Genomic DNA, 17,765 nt, shown 5'->3' on the forward strand with positions numbered 1-17,765 from the left:
CCCTCATCGCCGGTCCCCGTGCAGCAGCAGGTCCACGGCGGCCCGCATCATCGTGCGGCCCGCGCCGTGGGCGAGGACCAGGCGACGATGGTCGGGGGCGGCGTCCGGCACGCCGACGTGCACCACGATTGTGTCGGGCCGACGGGCGAGCAGCGCGGCCAGCCGCCGCCCTTCGTCGGGATCGCTGCGCGGCAGGCGGGTGAGGGCGAGGACCTGCGGCCGATCCGCCACCGGGCCGGGAGAGCCGGGCTGGCCGGGCTGGCCGGGCCGGTCGGGCTGGCCGGGCTGGCCGGGATAGTCGGGCACGTCGGCCTGCACCCCCTGATCGCGCAGGGCCTGCACCAGCTGCTGGGAGCGCGCTCCGGAGGCGTGGTGCGCGGCGGCTCGCAGATCGAGCACCGCCACCGGGCTCAGGTCGAGGCGTGCTCCGCGCCCGCGGACGGCCCGCGAGGCGGCGTCGGCTCCCAGCTCCTCGGCGTGCCGCAGCGCATCCTGGAGATCGGGAGGAGGCACGAAGCTGCGACGGGTGCGCAGGCTGCGGCAGTGCGCGCGGGTGCCGGCGGCACGTTCACGCAGCGTCTCGCGGCGAAGACGACCGCTCTCCACCGCCGCCACCACCGCGTCGTGCGCCTCGCGGACCATCTGCTCGTCGTCGCGACGGATCGAGGTGCCCAGACACAGCAGGTCGGCGCCGGATTCGAGGGCACGCACCGCAGCCTCCCCGAAGCCGGGATCCGCAGCCACGGCGGCCATGTCGAGGGCATCGGTGATGAGCAGGCCACGGAAGGTGCCGCCGGCGGTGCGATCCAGCAGCGGGCGCGCCCACGGCGAGATCGAGGCCGGTCCGTCGCCGAAGGCGGGGACGAGCACGTGGGCGGTCATCACGGCGTCGAGCCAGGGCACGATCCGCCAGGGCGCGAGGTGCTCACGCTCGAACTCGGCGCGGTCCAGCGCGATCAGCGGCAGCGCGGTGTGCGAATCGGTCGAGGTGGCTCCATGGCCCGGGAAATGCTTGGCACAGGTGCCGAGCCCCGCCTCCATGAGACCGGTGGCGAAGGCGCGCGCATGGGCGGCGACCCGATCGGGGTCGTCGCTGTAGGCACGGGTGCCGATCACGGGGTTCGCCGGGTCCGTGGAGACGTCCAGCACCGGGGCGAGATCGAGGTCCACGTCGCAGGCCGCGAGCACGTCCCCGAGCGCGTGGCCGGCGTGCCGGGTCAGCTCGATGTCGTCGGCCTCCCCCAGCGCCCAGGCGGTGGGCAGCGGGGAGCCGGTGGCCGCCTGGATGCGGGTGACGTCCCCGCCCTCCTCGTCGATGGCGACCACGCAGTCCTCGGAGCGGGCATGGACGGCTCGGGCGAGAGCCCGGGTGGTCTCGGGATCGGGCGTGTTGTGGCCGAAGAGGATCACGGAGGCCAGGCCCGCCTCGAGCACGTCGCCCATCCAGCCGGGGAGGTCGGTGCCGGTGAACGGCGCCATGAGCACCCCGAGGACGTCCGCGTCCCACGGGGTCGTGCCGGCATCCGCCGGAATGCTCGTCATCAGTCCTTCACCGCCCCTGCTGTCAGGCCCGAGGCGAGGGTGCGCCGGACCAGCACGAAGAAGATCACCATCGGGAGCGTGATCAGCGCCGAGGCTGCCCTCACCGGTCCCCGGTCCGCGATGTTCAGCGTGACGACGGTGCGCAGCCCGACCCCTCCAGTGTACGTCCGTCCCCCGGACTCCCCACCCGAGGTCGGCGTCGCACCACGACCAACGCCCATCGACGGGCGACCATCGTCTACAGCCCGGCCCATGTCGTTGACCAGGGGTTCTCGGAGGACGACGGTGGAGTCATGCCCTCCTCATCACAGCCGTCCAGCTCTCGTCCCGAGACTCCGCCGCACCCGTGGACCGCTCCCGGAGCGGCCCCGCCGCCCCCTCGCCGGGACCAGGAGGAGGCAGGCGCGCGACCTGCCGGCAGCGCCGCCCCAGACGCACCGCACGGCGCCGCGGATGCGCAGGGCGGGACGTCGCTCCCTCCCGCGGCGTCCCTGACTTCCCCGGCTTCCCCGACCTCCTCTGCTTCCGCGAGCGCGGCGCTCCGTCGCGTCTCCTGGCGCAGCGTCGTCATCTTCGGCGCGGTGGCCTACGGCCTGCTGGCGCTCTGCGCGGCACCGTTCTGGGTGCTCGAGGGCGGCATCGCCCATCCGCTGTACACGCTCGTGATCGGCGCGGGGATGTTCGCTCCGACGATCGCCTCGGTCGTGGTCGCGAAACTCGTGGACCGCACCTCGTGGCGCGATGCCGTGGGCCTGCGCTTCCGCGGGAAGTGGAAGCGGATCCTGCTGTGGGCTCCGCTCGCGGCGCTGATCATGTTCGCGATCAATCTCGCCACCGCCGTGATCATGGTGCTGCGCGGAGTGCCCGGCGATCTCACCGGCAGCACCTGGGCCGCCGAGGTCTCGCGCGCGATGGCCGAGAACGGCGCCGAGATGCCCACGGCGGCCGCGGTGGCCCTCATCCTGGCCGTCACCTTCCTCGGCATGCTGCTGACGGTGGTGCCCGCGCTCGGGGAGGAGATCGGCTGGCGCGGCTGGCTGTGGCGCGAGCTGAAGCCCCTGGGCGCCTTGCCCGCGATCGTGCTCGGTGGAGCGATCTGGTCGCTGTGGCATCTCCCGATCACGCTCATCGGCCACAACTACACCGGCGAGCCCCGCTGGGCGGCGGTCGCCATGTTCATCCCGGCGTGCATCGCCCTGAACTACCTCTTCGTCGCGATCACCGAGCGTGCGGGTGGCAACCCGATCCCGTCGGCCTTCGCCCATTCGGTGCTGAACTCGACCCTGGGCCTCACGCTCAGCGTGGTCGCCACGAGCGACACCGTCGCCTCGCTGAACTGGTTCGTCGACACCCCGCTGGGCCTCATCGGGATCGTGCTGACCGCCGCCGTCGCCGGCGCGATCACGCCGCGGCACGCCCGCCCCGACACCGGTCTTCCGGGCGCCGCTGCCGGGCACGGCGACGGCGAGCACGCACCGGCTGCTCCGACGGCGGGCGGCTGAACCGCTCAGCGCCCGGTCTCCGACCGGCACAGGCTCTCCGTCCGGTGCAGGCTCTCCGTCCGGTGCAGGGCTCGGCCCGGCGGCAGCATCTGCCGCCGGGCCTCCCTCTGCATCGGGCCGCGCCGCCGGATCATCGCGCCGACCGGTGCGGCGCCGCGCGTCACTCGACGGCGACCTCCGTGCGGGCCTCCTGCTCGGAGTAGAGCGCGTCGAGGTCCAGCGGCTCCTGATCGGCGTCGAGGTCCTGGACCGGCAGCGGGCAGTCTCCGAGGTCGCGGATCTCCAGGCGCTCGCCGCCCTGGTTCATCGACTGGTGGGCGATGACGCCGGGCAGGGTGTAGCGGGCGGCCTGCCAGGCGTTGACCATGGGCTGCTTGCCGTCGACCACGGCACGCGCGAAGTCGTCGACCAGGAAGTGGTGGGCGCCCTCGTGACCGTTGGGCATGCCCAGGAACTCCTGGGGCAGGCGCGCCTGGTGGTGGGAGCGGGCGGCGCCCGCCACGAAGGCGTCACGCAGCGTCGGCGAGACGTCCGCGAGGCGAGGATCGTCCAGGCTCATGGTCCGATCGGTGCGGATCAGATCCGTCACCTCGAGGACACGCTTCTTGTCGTGCCAGTAGGTGACGTCGATGGTCTCCTCGAAGGAGGACTCCTCGCCGAAGAAGCGGAACCGGGATTCCCGCTTGTGGCTGGGGTAGCCCACGCGGCGCAGCTCGTTCGTGCGGAAGGCTCCGCCGTTGTCCATCCCGAACAGGGCGAAGGCGTTGGAGACGTCGTTGCCGAACATCGAGACGTCCTTGTCGAACACCCCGTCCCCGCGAGTGTCGGGCCGGCCCAGCGCCGAGACGGAGACGGCGTGCCGCTCCCCCAGCACCCCGAGGATGCCGCCGATCGAGTGCGTCGGGTACAGCAGCGGCGGATAGGACGCCGTGGACTTCCAGCTCTCGCCGCCGGAGTACTTGTACGCGTCGTAGAAGCCGAGATCCATGTCGTGGACGTAATCGCCCTCGGCGTAGAACACCTCGCCGAAGGCCCCGGTGCGGTGGATGCGGCGTGCCAGCACCACGGCGGCGTTGTACTGGCTGGTCTCGCCCATCATGTAGACCAGGCCCGTGCGCTGCACCTCCTCGGTGATCTGCCGGATCTCGTCCTCCTCGATCGCCATCGGCACCGCGGAGTAGACGTGCTTGCCGGCGCGCAGCGCGGCCAGGGCGTGCTGTCCATGGGTCCAGCGCTGGGTGAAGATCGCGACGGCGTCGACGTCGGAGGCGAGCAGGTCCTCGAGGGTGTCGTAGCGCCGGTCGAAGGCCACCCCGCGCGCCTCCACCGCATCGATCCGCTCGGGGACGGAGTCGACCGCATACAGCGCATCGATCTCGGGATGGGCGGCGAACAGCTCGGCGAAGTGCGACCCGAACTGGCCGATCCCGACGATACCCAGGGTGAACGACATACTTCCTCCTTGAAATTAAGTGTCAGGAGGAACGCTACGTCACCGCGAACCGTTGCGGCAACCGCCGGTCAGATCCGGCGCCAGCGGCCGTTGCGCCACACGTCCCGCCACGGCGGCACGTGCTGCCCCGTGGCCGCCATCCGCCGACGGAGCCTGCGCCGGGTGACGAGCATGCCGACGGTGCCGATCGCCAGCAGCGGGATCTGGACGGCGAAGGCGGCACGGAAGGCCACCAGGTCGTAGTTCCCGTCGGGCCGCAGCAGGTCCAGCACCATGCCGATCAGCAGGATCGAGATGAGGCCGCCGAGGAAGCCGCCCATGATGACCATGCCGGTGGCGGTGCCGAGTCGGTGCTTCGCGAGGTCCGTGCGGGGGAAGTCGAAGCCGACGGAGGAGGCCGGACCGCCGATCGAGAAGCCCGCCACCAGGAACAGCAGCAGCCAGATCGGCGCCGGGCCGGGCCACAGCACGATCGCGATCAGCGGAGCGGCGATGGTGGCGAGGATGAGCAGCACCAGCGTGGAGCGGCGCAGCGGATGACGGGTGGTCAGGGCTCCGATCGCGGGACCGCCGACGATCCCGACCACGACCAGGAACGTCATGATCGCGGAGGCGGCGGGACGACTGAGCCCCTCCCCCGCCGTGAGATACGGATAGCCCCACATCATCGAGAAGGAGATGCCCGTGAAGCCGGCGGTGAAGTGGGTGAAGAAGCCCAGCTGGGTGGCCGGGTGCCGGATGATCCGGCCGAGGACCAGGGGGATCCGCGCGAGGTTCTGCTGGGAGCGGGGCCTGGGGATCCCCGGAGGGCTGGCGCGCACCACCAGCAGCGCGAGCAGCCCGGCGCAGGCGCTGACCCCGGCCGTGGTCGCGAAGGCGGTGCTCCATCCGGAGACCGAGAGGATCGCGACGAACGGCACGGCGGAGGCGATCTGTCCCACCTGTCCGAGGATGCCGGTCAGCTGGGTGAGCACCGGCACCCGGGCGGCCGGGAACCAGGCGGGGACCAGGCGCACGGCGCTCGAGAAGGTCAGGGCGTCTCCGGCGCCGACGACCACGCGGGCCACGATCGCGACCCAGACCAGGTCGGTCTGGGAGATGAGGAGCTGCCCGACGGTCATGAGCACGGCGCCGCCGGTGAGGGTGACGCGGGAGCCGTAACGATCCAGGAGCAGGCCCGCGGGCACCTGGGCCAGGGCGTACACCAGCAGCTGGAGGACGACGAAGGTGGAGACGATGGTCGCCGAGGTGCCGAAGCGCTCGGTGGCCTCCAGGCCGGAGACCCCCATCGTGGTGCGCTGCAGGACGGCGACGGAATACGCGAGCACCGCCGCGATCCAGACGACGTAGGCGCGCGTGCCTCCGAGGTGCTTGGCGTCGACCGCGCGGGCGCCCATGATGATCCTGCTCTCCAGCTCGTGAGGTGTTTCTCGACCGCGTCGAGGCTATACCCGTCGAGGTCATCGCCGCGTTCCTGACCACCCCTTGCCCTCAGCGAGGCGCGTCGGCCCGCTCATCCTGTGGACACGGCGCCCCCATGCTCCTCGCTCGGGGCCTATAGTCCGGGGCATGCGCATCACGACGACGATGACCTGGTGGACCGCCTGAGGGCGGTCCCCTGTCGCATGCGCTGACACCGAAGCCGCCCGCTGTGGGGCGGCTCCTGTCATCGGCGGACGCTCCCGCATCGGGCCCGAGACGAAGGACCACGACCCGATGAGCACCACCGCTGACCCCCTCCGCGCACACACCTCTGCCTCCCCCGGCGCGACGCGGGATGCCGCACCGCGCACCCTCGCGCAGGCCGCCGACCTCACCCGCGCCCCTGAGCTCACCGGGAACACCGGCGGGCGCTTCGGCTCCTACGGCGGGGCCGTCCTGCCTCCGCCGCTGGTGGGCCCGATGCAGGAGGTCGCCGACGCCTACGAGGAGGCCCGGCACGACGAGGGCTTCTACGCCGAGTACGTCCGCCTGCTGCGCGACTACGTCGGCCGTCCGTCGGCGATCTCCCCGGCCGACAGGCTCTCCGACGCGCTCGGCGGCGCACGCATCCACCTCAAGCGTGAGGATCTCAACCACACCGGCGCGCACAAGATCAACCACACGATCGGCGAGGCGCTGCTGGCCCGGCGGATGGGCAAGCGCACCCTGATCGCCGAGACCGGCGCCGGTCAGCACGGGGTCGCGCTCGCGACGGCCGCTGCACTGGTAGGCCTGGAGTGCGAGATCCACATGGGCGCGGTGGACGTGGCCAAGCAGCGTCCGAACGTGGTGCGCATGCGCCTGCTGGGTGCGAAGGTGGTCTCGGTCGAGGTGGGCCAGAAGACCCTCAAGGAGGCTGTGGACTCGGCGTTCGGCGTCTATGCCGCCGATCCCGAGCGCTACCTCTTCGCGATCGGGTCCGTCGTCGGCCCCGCGCCGTTCCCGGACCTGGTCCGCGATTTCCAGTCGGTCGTGGGCCGCGAGTCCCGCGCCCAGTTCCTCGCAGCGCACGGACGCCTGCCCGACGCGGTGATCGCCTGCGTGGGCGGCGGCTCCAACGCGATCGGTGCGTTCACCGCCTACCTCGAGGATGCCGACGTGCGCCTGATCGGCGTGGAGCCCGGCGGGCACGGCGAGGAGACCGGGCAGCACGCGGCGACGATGACCTTCGGGCGCCCCGGCATGCTGCACGGCATGGAGACCCTGGTGCTGCAGGATGCGGACGACGAACCGGCCGCGGTGCACTCGATCGCCTCGGGGCTCGACTACCCCGGGGTGGGGCCGCAGCACGTCCATCTGCGCGATCTGGGCCGCGTCGAGTACGAGAAGGTGGGCGACGAGGCCGTGCTCGAGGCCTTCCAGCAGCTCAGCCGCACCGAGGGAATCATCCCGGCGCTCGAGTCCGCGCATGCTCTCGCCCACGCGATCCGTCTCGCCCCGACGCTCCCGCCCGAGACGAACCTGCTGGTCAATCTCTCCGGCCGCGGTGACAAGGACATCGACTACGTCGCCGAGAGGATCGGGATGACCGGGGAGGCCGACGAGATCGTCGGCTGAGCCGACCGCCCTCCGCCGGCCCGCTGGGCACGGCGCCGGGTGGGGCTGGAGGTGGTCGCCGTGGCCGACGGCGGCTCGCTCACCGTCGGTGCGGCGCTGGCCCGGAACACGCTCAAGATCCTGCTGCCCTGGCAGGCGGGGCATGTGACGGCGATCGCGGCGATGTGGGGCGGGTTCGAGGACGGCGATCCGGTCGCCTACACGTCCTCGATCGTCGTCTACGTCCTGATCACGGCCTACGCGGTGATGTGCCTGCGCGGCAGCGGCCGTGGGCCCCATGACCTCTTGGCCGGCAGCGTGGTCAGGCCGGTCGGCGCTCCCGCCACGCCCTCGCCACCTCGATGAGCAGGTCGTTCGCCTCCTGCTCGGCGATGGTGGCGCGCACTCCGTCGGTCCCGTAGGCGCGCAGCACGAGCCCGCGCCGGTCCGCGAACTCCGCGAACTCCGTCGTCTTCTCCCCCAGGGGGAAGTAGACGAAGTTCCCCTGTGCGGACGGCATCTGCCAGCCCTGCTCGGCGAGCGCGGACAGCACCCGCGACCGCTCCTCGCGGATCCAGACGGCCCGTCGGTCCAGTTCCTGCTGCACGTCTCCTCGCAGGCTCATCAGGGCTGCGGTCTGGGCGGGGATGCTCGCCCCGAACGGCACGGTGACCTGGCTGAGCGCACGTGCCAGCCGGGGGTGGGCGACGGCATAGCCGATCCGCAGGCCGGCCAGGCCCTGCAGTTTGGAGAAGGTGCGCAGCAGCACCACGTTGCCGTGGCGGCGGAAGATCCCGGCGGTGCCCGCCACGGTGGCCGGGTCGTGGAATTCGCGGTAGGCCTCGTCGATCGCGACCACGGCGTCCTCGGGGACCGCGCCGAGGAACGCTTCGATCTGCGCGGTGGACAGCGAGGCCCCGGTGGGATTGTTCGGGGTGCACAGGATGATCAGACGGGTGCGGTCGGTGACCGCTGCGGCCATCGCGTCGAGGTCGTACTCGAGCTCGGCGGTGAGGGGCACCTGCACCGAGACACCGCCGTGGGAGCCGACGAGGATCGGGTAGGCCTCGAAGGAGCGCCAGGGGTAGACGACCTCGTCGCCCTGGTCGACGAGGGCTCGCACCAGATCACCGGTGACCGCGACCGATCCGGTGGACAGCGCGATCTGCGAGGGATCCACGCCGTGCTTCGTCCCGAGCGCCTCGCGCAGCTCGTGGGCTGCCGCATCCGGGTAGCGGTTCGTCACCTCGAGGCCTGCGGCGGCGGCGTCCCGGACGGCCGCCACCGGGGGGAACGGCGATTCGTTCGAGGAGGCCTTGAAGCGTCGGCTCCCGTCCTCCGCGGCGGGCTTGCCGGCGACATAGGCGGGCAGCTCCTCGAGCACGGAGCGGACACGAATGGTCTCGGACGGTGCGGGCACGACGTCAGGATCGGGCGTGGTCGACATGCCTCCAGCGTAGGCGGATCTCGGTGGGCCCCGCGCGCTGTCCGCGACGGACGACGGACAGCGCGCGACGGACGCCCGACGCCCGACGATGAGGTTTTCCCCCGTGCCTCTGCGGGACCGGGCTGGAACAATGGGGCCATGCGATTCCTCGGACACATCATCGTCACCGGCCTCGCGCTGTGGGTCACCGCCCTGATCCTGCCCGGCATGCACCTGGGCGACAACAGCGCGGCCATGCTCACCCAGGTCATCACCATCGCCGTGATCGCCGTGATCCTCGCTCTGATCAACACGATCGTGAAGCCGATCCTGTCGTTCCTCACCTTCCCGATCACCTGCCTCACCCTCGGCCTGTTCCAGCTGGTCATCAACACCCTGATGCTGCTGCTGACGAGCTGGGTCTCGGGTCTGCTCGGCCTGACCCTGGAGTTCGACACCTTCTGGTGGGCACTGCTGGCGGGCGTGATCATCGGGATCCTCTCCGCGATCGTCGAGGCCGTGACCGGGATCGGTGACGAGCGCGAGGTGCGCGACTGACCCGGTCCGAGGCGGTTCCGGCCCGGCACGGACCGGCGCCCATCCCGGGCCGAGATTCTGGGAGAATGCCCCCATGGCTCATTCCTTCGCGGACATCACGCCGCCGATCGCCCTGACCCCTCTCGATGGCCGCTACCGCGCGCAGGCCGCGCCGCTGGTGGATCACCTCTCCGAGGCCGCGCTGAACCGTTCTCGCCTGGTGGTGGAGACCGAGTGGATGATCCATCTGCTCGACGGGGAGGTCATCCCCGGTCTGCGTCGCCTCAGCGATGACGAGCGCGCCCTGCTGCGGGCAATCCCCGAGGACTTCGGTGCCGAGGGCATCGCCGAGCATGCCGAGATCGAGCGCGAGACCGTGCACGACGTCAAGGCGATCGAGTACTACATCAAGCGCCGCCTGGCCGGCACCAGCCTCGAGCCGCTGGCCGAGGTGGTGCACATCTACTGCACCAGCGAGGACGTCAACAACCTCTCCTACGCCCTGATGATCCGCGGGGCGGTCCACGACGTGTGGCTGCCGGCGTTCGAGCAGCTCATCGGCGACCTCCAGGTCCTGGCCCGGGAGACCGCCGACGTGCCGATGCTGTCGCGCACCCACGGCCAGCCGGCGACCCCCACCACTCTGGGCAAGGAGATGGCGGTGTTCGCCCACCGTCTGGGCCGTCAGGCGCGACGCCTCCGCGCCGACGAGATGCTCGGCAAGATCAACGGCGCCACCGGTACCTACGCCGCGCACGCCGTCGCCGTGCCGTCGGCCGACTGGGAGCAGGTCTCCCGCAGCTTCGTCGAGCACCTGGGGCTCACCTGGAACCCGCTGACCACGCAGATCGAGTCCCATGATTGGCAGGCCGAGGTCTACGCGGACATCGCGCGCGCCGGCCGCATCCTGCACAACCTGGCCACCGACATCTGGACCTACATCTCGATGGGCTACTTCCGTCAGCGGCTCTCCGCGCAGGGCGGCACCGGCTCCTCGACGATGCCCCACAAGGTGAACCCGATCCGCTTCGAGAACGCCGAGGCGAACCTCGAGATCTCCGGGGCGCTGCTGGACTCGCTCTCCCAGACCCTGGTCACCTCGCGTCTGCAGCGCGATCTCACCGACTCCACCACCCAGCGCAACATCGGGCCGGCGCTCGGGCACTCGCTGCTGGCGATCTCGAACCTGCGCCGAGGACTTTCGGGCCTGGACGTCGACGCCGAGGCCATGGCCGCGGACCTCGAGGGCAACTGGGAGGTGCTCGGCGAGGCCGTGCAGTCCGTCATGCGCACCCTCGGCGTGCAGGGCACCACCGGGATGGACAACCCGTACGAGCGGCTGAAGGACCTCACCCGCGGGCACCGGGTCACCGGCGAGGGCATGCGCGAGTTCATCGGCACCCTGGGCCTGCCCGCGGCGGAGCAGGAGCGTCTGCTGGCCCTCACCCCTCAGACCTACGTCGGCTATGCCGCCTCGCTCGTCGAGCACCTCGACACGAAGGGCGACCAGGGCGACGAGGGCGGACGGTCCTGATGAGCACCGCCGAGGAGCCTGCGGTGCCCGTCGGCCGCGAGGCGGACGGATCCGCGGATGCGGGCGCCGCCGCGTCGGCCGCCGCGGCGCCGGAGACGCCCGTCCCCACGAAGCCCGGGGACCACGGCACCCACGGGGATCCCGGCTACCAGGGCAGGAAGTCGCCCTACCTGCGGCGGCTGAAGCTCATCGAGGGCCAGGTGAGAGGCCTGCACCGGATGGTGGAGGACGACACCTACTGCATCGACGTGCTCACCCAGATCTCCGCGGTCACCAAGGCGCTCGAATCGGTGGCCCTGGGTCTGGTCGACGACCACATCCATCACTGCGTGCACGACGCCGCGGCGTCCGGGGACAGCGAGGAGCTGGACCGCAAGATGGACGAGATCATGGGTGCCGTCCGACGGCTCATGAAGTGACTCCGTCCGACGTGCCCCCGCCTGCCCTGCCGCGCGAGTTCTTCGATCGCCCCGTGCTCGAGCTGGCACCGCTGCTGCTGGGCTGCGTCCTGGTGGGGCGCGGCGTCGCCCTGCGGATCACCGAGGTCGAGGCGTACGTCGGTGCCGAGGATCCCGGCTCCCACGCCTATCGCGGGCTCACCGCGCGCAACGCCACCATGTTCGGCGAGCCGGGGCACCTGTACGTGTACCGCCACATGGGCCTGCATTCGTGCATGAACATCGTGGCGGACGCCGCCGGGACCGGCACCGGGTGCCTGATCCGGGCCGGCGAGGTCGTCGGAGGCGTCGAGACCGCGCTCGCCCGACGCCAGGCCGCCGGGGTGTGCCGCACCGAGCGGGACCTCGCGCGAGGCCCTGGTCGCGCCACCGTGGCCAGCGGGATCACCTTCGCGGACGACGGCCTGGACCTGTGCGACCCGGGCTCCGGGATGCACCTCACCGGCCGGCTGGATCCGCAGGATCGGCCCGACGGGGAGCAGCCGGGCGAGGAGCCCCTCCTGCCCCATCCGCAGCTGGCCGTCGGCCCGCGGATCGGCCTGCGCGAGGAGGCCTCGCACCCCGAGCTGTTCCCCTGGCGCTACCGGATCGTCGGCGACCCGACCGTCTCCGGGCCCGGTCTGATGAACCGCTGACCGGCCCCGCGCACGGCGTGCCAGGTCGATGGTGCACTGGCCGGGACCAGGCTGCCGGAGCAGGGTCGGGTCAGCGAGGACGGATCGAGACCGACTCGAGCGAGGCGTCCTCGGGCAGACGCAGCGCGAGCCCCACCGCCGCGGCGACCGACGTCGGCTGCAGATAGTTCTCCTCCTGGTACTCGCCGCCCTCGAAGGAGCGCAGCTGGCGCTGCATGTCCGTCGCCACGCGCCCGGGGTGGATGGAGCTGACGCGCACCCCGTTGTCGCGCTCCTCGGCGCGCAGGGAGTCGGCGAGGCCACGCATCGCGAACTTCGAGGCGCTGTAGGCGCCACGGGTGCGCACGGCGTTGATCCCGGAGCCGGAGTTGATCATCACCACGGTGCCGCGGGCACGACGCAGGGCCGGCAGCAGCACCCTCGTCAGCTCGGCGACGGCCACCACGTTGATCTCGAAGGATTCCGTCCACTGCTCGGGCGCGGACTCCTCGACGGTGCCGTTGGCGAGGATCCCGGCGGAGTGCACGACGCCCGCCAGCCCGGCGGAGAGATGCAGGGCATCCACCGCGGCGGCGACGGCGGCGTAGTCGGTGAGCTCGGCGACGAACACCTCGGCGGAGGGGAACTGCGCCGCGAGCTGCGTGAGCGCCTGTTCGTCACGGCCGCCCAGGATCAGGTGGTGATCACGGGCGAGGTCCTCGGCGACCGCGCGGCCGATCCCGCGGTTGGCTCCCGTGATGAGGACGGCGGGACGGGACGTGCTGGTGGGGGCAGGGTTCTGCGACGAGTCGTTCATACGACGAGTCTGTCATGCCCGTCGAGGAACTCCTCAGCCCGCTGCGCCCGGGGCGCTCGTCGGCCCGTGGATCCGCCGCAGTGAGACCATGTCGTCGTGCAGACCCTCACGGAGAACAGGACCTGGCTGCGGGTCGAGGTGATCGTCGTCCTCGCGCTCTCGCTGGGGCGCAGCGCCGTGTACTCGCTGATCGCGCTGGTGCAGGCGCTCGCGGCCGGGCCGCTGTCCGGGCAGAGCACCTCGCTGAACTCCTCGCTCCAGGAGAACCCCTGGCTGGACCTCCTCCAGCAGCTGCTCTCGATCGTCTTCACCCTGACCCCTGTGGCGCTCGTGGTGCTGCTGCTCGCCCTCAGCGCGGGCACGTTCGCCCAGGCGCTGCGGGATCTGGGCGTGGACCTCGGCCGCCCCGGGAAGGACCTCGCCTGGGGCCTCGCGCTCACCGCAGGCATCGGCCTGCCGGGACTCGCCGTCTACTACGCGGGCCGCGCGCTCGGCGCGACGGTCGAGGTGATCCCGGCGGCGCTGGACACCCACTGGTGGACGGTGCCGGTGCTCGTGCTGCATGCGGTGAAGAACGCCGTGCTGGAGGAGGTCATCGTGGTCGGCTACCTCTACCAGCGGCTCGAACGGCTGGGCTGGTCGGGCCGGCGGATCATCATCGCCTCGGCCCTGCTGCGCGGGGCGTATCACACGTACCAGGGGGTGGGCCCGGGTCTCGCGAACCTCGCGATGGGACTCGTGTTCGGGGAGTTCTACCGGCGCTCCCGCCGCACGATGCCGCTCATCGTCGCGCACACCCTGATCGACGTCTTCGCCTTCGTGGGGTATGCCCTGCTGAAGAGCCTCATCGCCACCTGAGCCGGCACCGGCTCCGGCAGGAGTATCAGGGACCGTCGGGCGAGCCGCGGAGCACCACGCCTCAGAGGATGTAGGCGTCGTCCTCGCCGTCGGACTCGATCGGCAGGCCGGACTCGAACCAGATGTCCATGCCGCCGGCGACATTGATCGCTTCGAAGCCGTTGACGTTCAGCCACTGGGCGACCTGGAAGCTGCGGCCTCCCCCACGACAGACGATGTAGAGCGCCTCGTCATCCTCGGGGAGCTTGTCCAGGTTCTCCATCAGGGAGCTGGCCGGGATGTGCTGAGCGGTGGGCGCATGCCCTGCGTCCCACTCGTTCTGCTCACGCACGTCGATGAGGTGCGCGCCCTCGGGCACTTCGGACGGGGTGACGTTCTCGAGTTCCATGCTCTCCAGCCTAATCCCCCTGGTCCGAGCATGGGACGGACAGCTCGCGCGCTCTCCGGCGGATCTCGTCGGCCCCCGCCGGCCCCTCTGGAGAGTGCCGTCCCCCGCGGGATCGGCGGATCACGTCGTGCACGACGGCGGGCGGCCGGCCCGGGAAGGGACCGGCCGCCCGCCGCCGACCTCGTGGCCCGCACGCGGTCGTCGCGCGACGGAGTGCTCCGGCGCATGCGCGCGGTCGCGGCTCAGGCGGCGCGCCTCGCGTACCGCTTGACCAGAGGCGTTCCCACGAGCACGGCAGCGATCACGACCGCATAGGCGGCGACCACGCTGACCAGGTACTGGACCAGCATCGTCGCGTCCTTCGGGGCGCCGCCGATGACCGTGGAGATCACCAGCAGGGCGGTGCCGGTGGCGAGGATCGAGCTGAGCCCCACGGGCACGGCGATCTCGGCCAGCCGCGCCCGGTGCAGCTGCCCCACCTCGGCGCCGGCGATGTGCTGGGCGCGCAGGCGCGGGGCCTGGTCGATGACGCGGGCGGTCTGGGTGACCCCGGTGCTCACGGCCGCGAGCACCGCGGCGATGCCGAGGGTGAGCAGCCCGCCGGTGGACATCGCGGTGTTCATCATGATCTCGTCCGGGTTCTCGCCCGTGCCCAAGGCCGCGATCATCGTGAGGAACCCGGCGATCACCAGAGCGAACGTGATGCCCGAGACGGCTCGCCAGCCCGCTCGCGGGTCCCCGGCGAGCCGCCGGGCGCCCACCATGAGCGACGGGAACGGCGCGGTCCTCGCCAGCAGCAGCGCGGTGACCCACACGATGAAGGGGCCCACCACGTTGAGTCCGGCGACGATCGCGGCGATGAACAGCACCATCACGGCGATGGCCGCGCCTCCGCCACCGCTCTGCCCCATGAGGGTGGTGCCCACCTGCATGAAGCCGACGAAGCCGATGATCAGGACCACCCAGAGGACCACGCGGATCACGGACATCCGCACCACGCGGGAGTCGCGGGCCACGCCCAGCGGGCTGAGCACCACGCCGGTCAGCGCGACCGCCGCGGAGCCCGCGGCGATCAGCACCAGGGCGACCACCAGGACCAGGTAGGCCCACCACGGCATCAGCAGATCGGCGACGGTGAACGGGGTGATCCCGAAATCGAGACCGGTGAGGGCGGGGGTCACGGCGACGTGCGCACCGAGGCCGAGCACGGCGCCGAGCAGCGACTGGCCGACCACGTCGAGGACCGCGAGGGATCCGACCTGGCCGCTGGTCCCGCCGACCAGACGCATCGTGGCCAGGTCCTTCTCGCGGCGGGCGAGGGACAGCCGCGCGGCGGAGCCGCCGAGGCCGACGGCGCTGGGCACCAGCAGCACCGAGGCCGTGATCGCGCACAGCACGAGGAAGCCCATGATCGAGGCCTCCCCCGTCATCGGGGTGCTCCCCTCCGGGAGGCGGCCGACGAAGGCCGCGGCGCCGCCGACGACCGTCGCGGTGATCGCGGTCGCCGCGGTGAAGGCGATGACGGGCAGGATGTCGGCGAGCGCGCCGCGGCGACGCAGCAGGAGCGGGGCGGACTGGAGCAGGGCGCTCATCGGGCCACCGCCTGAGTCTCGGTGGCGGCGTCGGCCGGGCGCACGAACTCCTGCGCGATACGGCCGTCGCGCATGGCGACGGTGCGGCGGCACACGGCCGCCACCTTCGCGTCATGGGTGACCATCACGAGGCTCGCGCCGGATTCGCGGCAGGTGTCCACGAGGATCTGCAGCACGGACTGGCCGGTGGTCTGGTCCAGGGCGCCGGTGGGTTCATCGGCGAAGACCACCGAGGGCCGTCCGGCCAGCGCCCGGGCGATCGCCACGCGCTGGGCCTGGCCACCGGAGAGCTGGGTGGGCCGACGGTCGTGCATCCCCTGCAGCCCCAGGCGGTCCAGCCAGCTGCGTGCGTCCGCAGCGGCGGTCCGACGGGAGATGCCGGCGAGCATGCGCGGCAGGATCACGTTCTCCAGCGCCGTGAGCTCGGGCAGCAGCTGGCCGTCCTGGAAGACGAAGCCGAAGTCCTGGCGGCGCATGCGGGTGCGGGCGCGGTCGCCGAGCGAGGAGAGGTCCGTGCCGTCGTGCCGGACGGTGCCGGAGGTGGGACGCAGGATCCCGGCGAGGATGTGCAGCAGCGTGGTCTTGCCGCAGCCGGAGGGTCCCATCACGGCCAGCGAATCGGCACGGGCGATGTCGAGGTCGACGCCGTCCAGCGCGTGGGTCGCGGTGCCCTGCGTGCCGTAGGTCATGACCAGACGCCGGGCCGAGAGGACCGGGGCCGGATGCATGGCGGCCGGGCCCGTCGGCGCAGGCTGTGTGGGCTGTGTGGGCTGTGCAGGCTGCGTGGACTGTGCCGGCTGTGCGGGTGCGGGCTGCGTGGGCTGTACTGGCTGTGCGCGAGGGTTCGACGGGTCCGCGGCAGGCACGGTCTGGGCCGACGCGTAGCGGGTCGGCTCGGGAGAGGGGGTGGCGGCCGGAGGGGCGGGGCGGGTGTGGGGCGCGTTGTTCATGTGTCCAAGACTCGTCCGCGGGCCCCGCCTCGCGCGTCGGCCCCGGGATCGATATCCCGGTCCCGACGTCATCCCACGGTCTGACGTCCGCGGTCCTCCCCGGGGTCCTCCCCCGGGAACCTGCCCCAGGAACCTGCCCCGGGTAGCCCGGTCCCTCGAGCTCTTCCCGGAGGATCCTGCCCGGAGCGACAGGCGTCCGGAGCCGCCGGCGTTTCGAATCACCGGTGACTGGAGCGCCGGCGTCCCGAGTCACCGGCCTCAGGCCCCGCGCGGGAGGGGCCGATCAGCCGAAGCGGCCGGAGATGTAGTCCTCGGTCTGCTTGTTGGTCGGGTTGGTGAAGATCGTGTCGGTGTCGTCGATCTCGATGAGGTGGCCGGGCTTGCCGGTCCCCGCGATGTTGAAGAAGCCGGTGCGGTCGGAGACCCGGGAGGCCTGCTGCATGTTGTGCGTGACGATCACGATCGTGTACTCCTCCTTCAGCTCGTGGACGAGGTCCTCGATCGCGAGGGTGGAGATGGGGTCAAGCGCCGAGCAGGGCTCGTCCATGAGGACCACCTCGGGCTCCACGGCGATGGTCCGGGCGATGCACAGGCGCTGCTGCTGACCACCGGAGAGCCCCATGCCGGGCTTGTCCAGGCGGTCCTTGACCTCGTTCCAGAGGTTCGCGCCGGTCAGCGACCGCTCCACCAGCTCGTCGGCCGCGGCTTTGGAGATCCGGCGGTTGTTGAGCTTCACGCCGGCCAGCACGTTGTCGCGGATCGACATGGTCGGGAAGGGGTTCGCCTTCTGGAAGACCATTCCCACGCGGCGGCGCACGTTGACCGGGTCGACGCGGGAGTCGTAGATGTTCTGGCCGTTGATCTCGACCGTGCCCTCGGCGTACGCGCCGGGGATCACCTCGTGCATCCGGTTCAGGGTGCGCAGGAAGGTCGACTTCCCGCAGCCGGAGGGGCCGATCAGCGCCGTCACGGAGCGGGGCCGGATCTGGACGTCGACGCCCTCCACGGCGAGGAAGTCGCCGTAGTAGATGTTGAGGTCCTCGACGTTGATGGGCTGGGGCGCTGCCATCAGATGT

The 17,765-nt window shown here is 71.6% G+C and carries 17 protein-coding genes; 8 read left to right on the plus strand and 9 right to left on the minus strand.

The features are described 5' to 3' along the window. Positions 1-3: 3 nt before the first annotated feature. The gene (locus CIK71_RS09440; RefSeq protein ID WP_096165205.1) at positions 4-1,542 is read right to left on the minus strand and encodes a glycoside hydrolase family 3 N-terminal domain-containing protein; all 1,539 of its coding nucleotides are present in this window, start codon (positions 1,540-1,542) and stop codon (positions 4-6) included. A 293-nt stretch (positions 1,543-1,835) separates the two neighbouring features. Here CIK71_RS09440 and CIK71_RS09450 point away from each other — a divergent pair, with 293 nt between their 5' ends. Further along, positions 1,836-3,044: a CPBP family intramembrane glutamic endopeptidase gene (locus tag CIK71_RS09450; protein WP_096165208.1), complete on the plus strand. Its 1,209-nt coding sequence runs from the start codon at positions 1,836-1,838 to the stop codon at positions 3,042-3,044. 160 nt (positions 3,045-3,204) lie between these two features. Here the strand turns inward: CIK71_RS09450 and CIK71_RS09455 are convergent, their stop codons facing one another. Next, positions 3,205-4,497 (minus strand): Gfo/Idh/MocA family protein, encoded by a 1,293-nt coding sequence (locus CIK71_RS09455; RefSeq protein ID WP_096165211.1) that lies wholly within the window; start codon positions 4,495-4,497, stop codon positions 3,205-3,207. A 68-nt stretch (positions 4,498-4,565) separates the two neighbouring features. Next, a complete protein-coding gene (locus CIK71_RS09460; RefSeq protein WP_096165213.1) occupies positions 4,566-5,894 on the minus strand; it encodes an MFS transporter in 1,329 nt (442 codons plus the stop codon). A gap of 319 nt (positions 5,895-6,213) precedes the next feature. On the opposite strand from CIK71_RS09460, the gene trpB reads away from it, so the two are divergent. Together trpB and CIK71_RS09470 are read left to right on the plus strand one after the other, a co-directional pair. After that, entirely contained in the window at positions 6,214-7,536 is a 1,323-nt protein-coding gene (gene trpB / locus CIK71_RS09465) for a tryptophan synthase subunit beta (protein WP_096165215.1), read from the plus strand. 39 nt (positions 7,537-7,575) lie between these two features. Then, entirely contained in the window at positions 7,576-7,881 is a 306-nt protein-coding gene (locus CIK71_RS09470; RefSeq protein ID WP_096165217.1) for an RDD family protein, read from the plus strand. On the opposite strand, the gene CIK71_RS09475 is transcribed toward CIK71_RS09470, so the two are convergent. Next, on the minus strand, positions 7,838-8,962 hold the full coding sequence (locus tag CIK71_RS09475) for a histidinol-phosphate transaminase (protein WP_096165220.1): 1,125 nt from the start codon (positions 8,960-8,962) through the stop codon (positions 7,838-7,840). The two genes, CIK71_RS09470 and CIK71_RS09475, sit on opposite strands and share 44 nt — an antisense overlap. Before the next feature lie 138 nt (positions 8,963-9,100). On the opposite strand from CIK71_RS09475, the gene CIK71_RS09480 reads away from it, so the two are divergent. The 4 genes from CIK71_RS09480 (at position 9,101) to CIK71_RS09495 (ending at position 12,105) form a co-directional block, all read left to right on the plus strand. Beyond that, entirely contained in the window at positions 9,101-9,499 is a 399-nt protein-coding gene (locus CIK71_RS09480; protein WP_096165222.1) for a phage holin family protein, read from the plus strand. 73 nt (positions 9,500-9,572) lie between these two features. Beyond that, positions 9,573-11,012: an adenylosuccinate lyase gene (gene purB, locus CIK71_RS09485; RefSeq protein ID WP_096165225.1), complete on the plus strand. Its 1,440-nt coding sequence runs from the start codon at positions 9,573-9,575 to the stop codon at positions 11,010-11,012. Then, positions 11,012-11,431, plus strand: a complete 420-nt coding sequence (locus CIK71_RS18170) for a metal-sensitive transcriptional regulator (protein WP_096165227.1) — start codon at positions 11,012-11,014, stop codon at positions 11,429-11,431. The genes purB and CIK71_RS18170 overlap by 1 nt, the downstream gene beginning before the upstream one ends. Further along, positions 11,428-12,105 (plus strand): DNA-3-methyladenine glycosylase, encoded by a 678-nt coding sequence (locus CIK71_RS09495; RefSeq protein WP_096165229.1) that lies wholly within the window; start codon positions 11,428-11,430, stop codon positions 12,103-12,105. Before CIK71_RS18170 ends, CIK71_RS09495 begins: the two co-directional genes overlap by 4 nt. Before the next feature lie 70 nt (positions 12,106-12,175). On the opposite strand, the gene CIK71_RS09500 is transcribed toward CIK71_RS09495, so the two are convergent. After that, the gene (locus CIK71_RS09500; RefSeq protein ID WP_096165230.1) at positions 12,176-12,901 is read right to left on the minus strand and encodes an SDR family oxidoreductase; all 726 of its coding nucleotides are present in this window, start codon (positions 12,899-12,901) and stop codon (positions 12,176-12,178) included. A gap of 96 nt (positions 12,902-12,997) precedes the next feature. Here CIK71_RS09500 and CIK71_RS09505 point away from each other — a divergent pair, with 96 nt between their 5' ends. Then, positions 12,998-13,759 (plus strand): CPBP family intramembrane glutamic endopeptidase, encoded by a 762-nt coding sequence (locus CIK71_RS09505; RefSeq protein ID WP_096165231.1) that lies wholly within the window; start codon positions 12,998-13,000, stop codon positions 13,757-13,759. 61 nt (positions 13,760-13,820) lie between these two features. Here the strand turns inward: CIK71_RS09505 and CIK71_RS09510 are convergent, their stop codons facing one another. The 4 genes from CIK71_RS09510 to pstB form a co-directional block, all read right to left on the minus strand. Then, entirely contained in the window at positions 13,821-14,147 is a 327-nt protein-coding gene (locus CIK71_RS09510; protein ID WP_096165233.1) for a rhodanese-like domain-containing protein, read from the minus strand. A gap of 242 nt (positions 14,148-14,389) precedes the next feature. Continuing rightward, the gene (locus CIK71_RS09515; protein ID WP_096165235.1) at positions 14,390-15,739 is read right to left on the minus strand and encodes an FtsX-like permease family protein; all 1,350 of its coding nucleotides are present in this window, start codon (positions 15,737-15,739) and stop codon (positions 14,390-14,392) included. Beyond that, positions 15,736-16,689: an ABC transporter ATP-binding protein gene (locus CIK71_RS09520; protein WP_420807328.1), complete on the minus strand. Its 954-nt coding sequence runs from the start codon at positions 16,687-16,689 to the stop codon at positions 15,736-15,738. Before CIK71_RS09520 ends, CIK71_RS09515 begins: the two co-directional genes overlap by 4 nt. A gap of 283 nt (positions 16,690-16,972) precedes the next feature. Next, positions 16,973-17,758: a phosphate ABC transporter ATP-binding protein PstB gene (gene pstB / locus CIK71_RS09525; RefSeq protein ID WP_096165239.1), complete on the minus strand. Its 786-nt coding sequence runs from the start codon at positions 17,756-17,758 to the stop codon at positions 16,973-16,975. Positions 17,759-17,765: the final 7 nt, after the last annotated feature.

Source organism: Brachybacterium alimentarium (genome assembly GCF_002332425.1).
GTDB lineage: Bacteria > Actinomycetota > Actinomycetes > Actinomycetales > Dermabacteraceae > Brachybacterium > Brachybacterium alimentarium.

Bases quoted from the DNA above. Each gene is read 5' to 3' on its own strand.
- CIK71_RS09440 (WP_096165205.1), bottom strand. From the start codon at position 1,542: ATGACGAGCATTCCGGCGGATGCCGGCACGACCCCGTGGGACGCGGAC.
- CIK71_RS09450 (WP_096165208.1), top strand. From the start codon at position 1,836: ATGCCCTCCTCATCACAGCCGTCCAGCTCTCGTCCCGAGACTCCGCCG.
- CIK71_RS09455 (WP_096165211.1), bottom strand. From the start codon at position 4,497: ATGTCGTTCACCCTGGGTATCGTCGGGATCGGCCAGTTCGGGTCGCAC.
- CIK71_RS09460 (WP_096165213.1), bottom strand. From the start codon at position 5,894: ATGGGCGCCCGCGCGGTCGACGCCAAGCACCTCGGAGGCACGCGCGCC.
- trpB (WP_096165215.1), top strand. From the start codon at position 6,214: ATGAGCACCACCGCTGACCCCCTCCGCGCACACACCTCTGCCTCCCCC.
- CIK71_RS09475 (WP_096165220.1), bottom strand. From the start codon at position 8,962: ATGTCGACCACGCCCGATCCTGACGTCGTGCCCGCACCGTCCGAGACC.
- CIK71_RS09480 (WP_096165222.1), top strand. From the start codon at position 9,101: ATGCGATTCCTCGGACACATCATCGTCACCGGCCTCGCGCTGTGGGTC.
- purB (WP_096165225.1), top strand. From the start codon at position 9,573: ATGGCTCATTCCTTCGCGGACATCACGCCGCCGATCGCCCTGACCCCT.
- CIK71_RS18170 (WP_096165227.1), top strand. From the start codon at position 11,012: ATGAGCACCGCCGAGGAGCCTGCGGTGCCCGTCGGCCGCGAGGCGGAC.
- CIK71_RS09500 (WP_096165230.1), bottom strand. From the start codon at position 12,901: ATGAACGACTCGTCGCAGAACCCTGCCCCCACCAGCACGTCCCGTCCC.
- CIK71_RS09510 (WP_096165233.1), bottom strand. From the start codon at position 14,147: ATGGAACTCGAGAACGTCACCCCGTCCGAAGTGCCCGAGGGCGCGCAC.
- CIK71_RS09515 (WP_096165235.1), bottom strand. From the start codon at position 15,739: ATGAGCGCCCTGCTCCAGTCCGCCCCGCTCCTGCTGCGTCGCCGCGGC.
- CIK71_RS09520 (WP_420807328.1), bottom strand. From the start codon at position 16,689: ATGAACAACGCGCCCCACACCCGCCCCGCCCCTCCGGCCGCCACCCCC.
- pstB (WP_096165239.1), bottom strand. From the start codon at position 17,758: ATGGCAGCGCCCCAGCCCATCAACGTCGAGGACCTCAACATCTACTAC.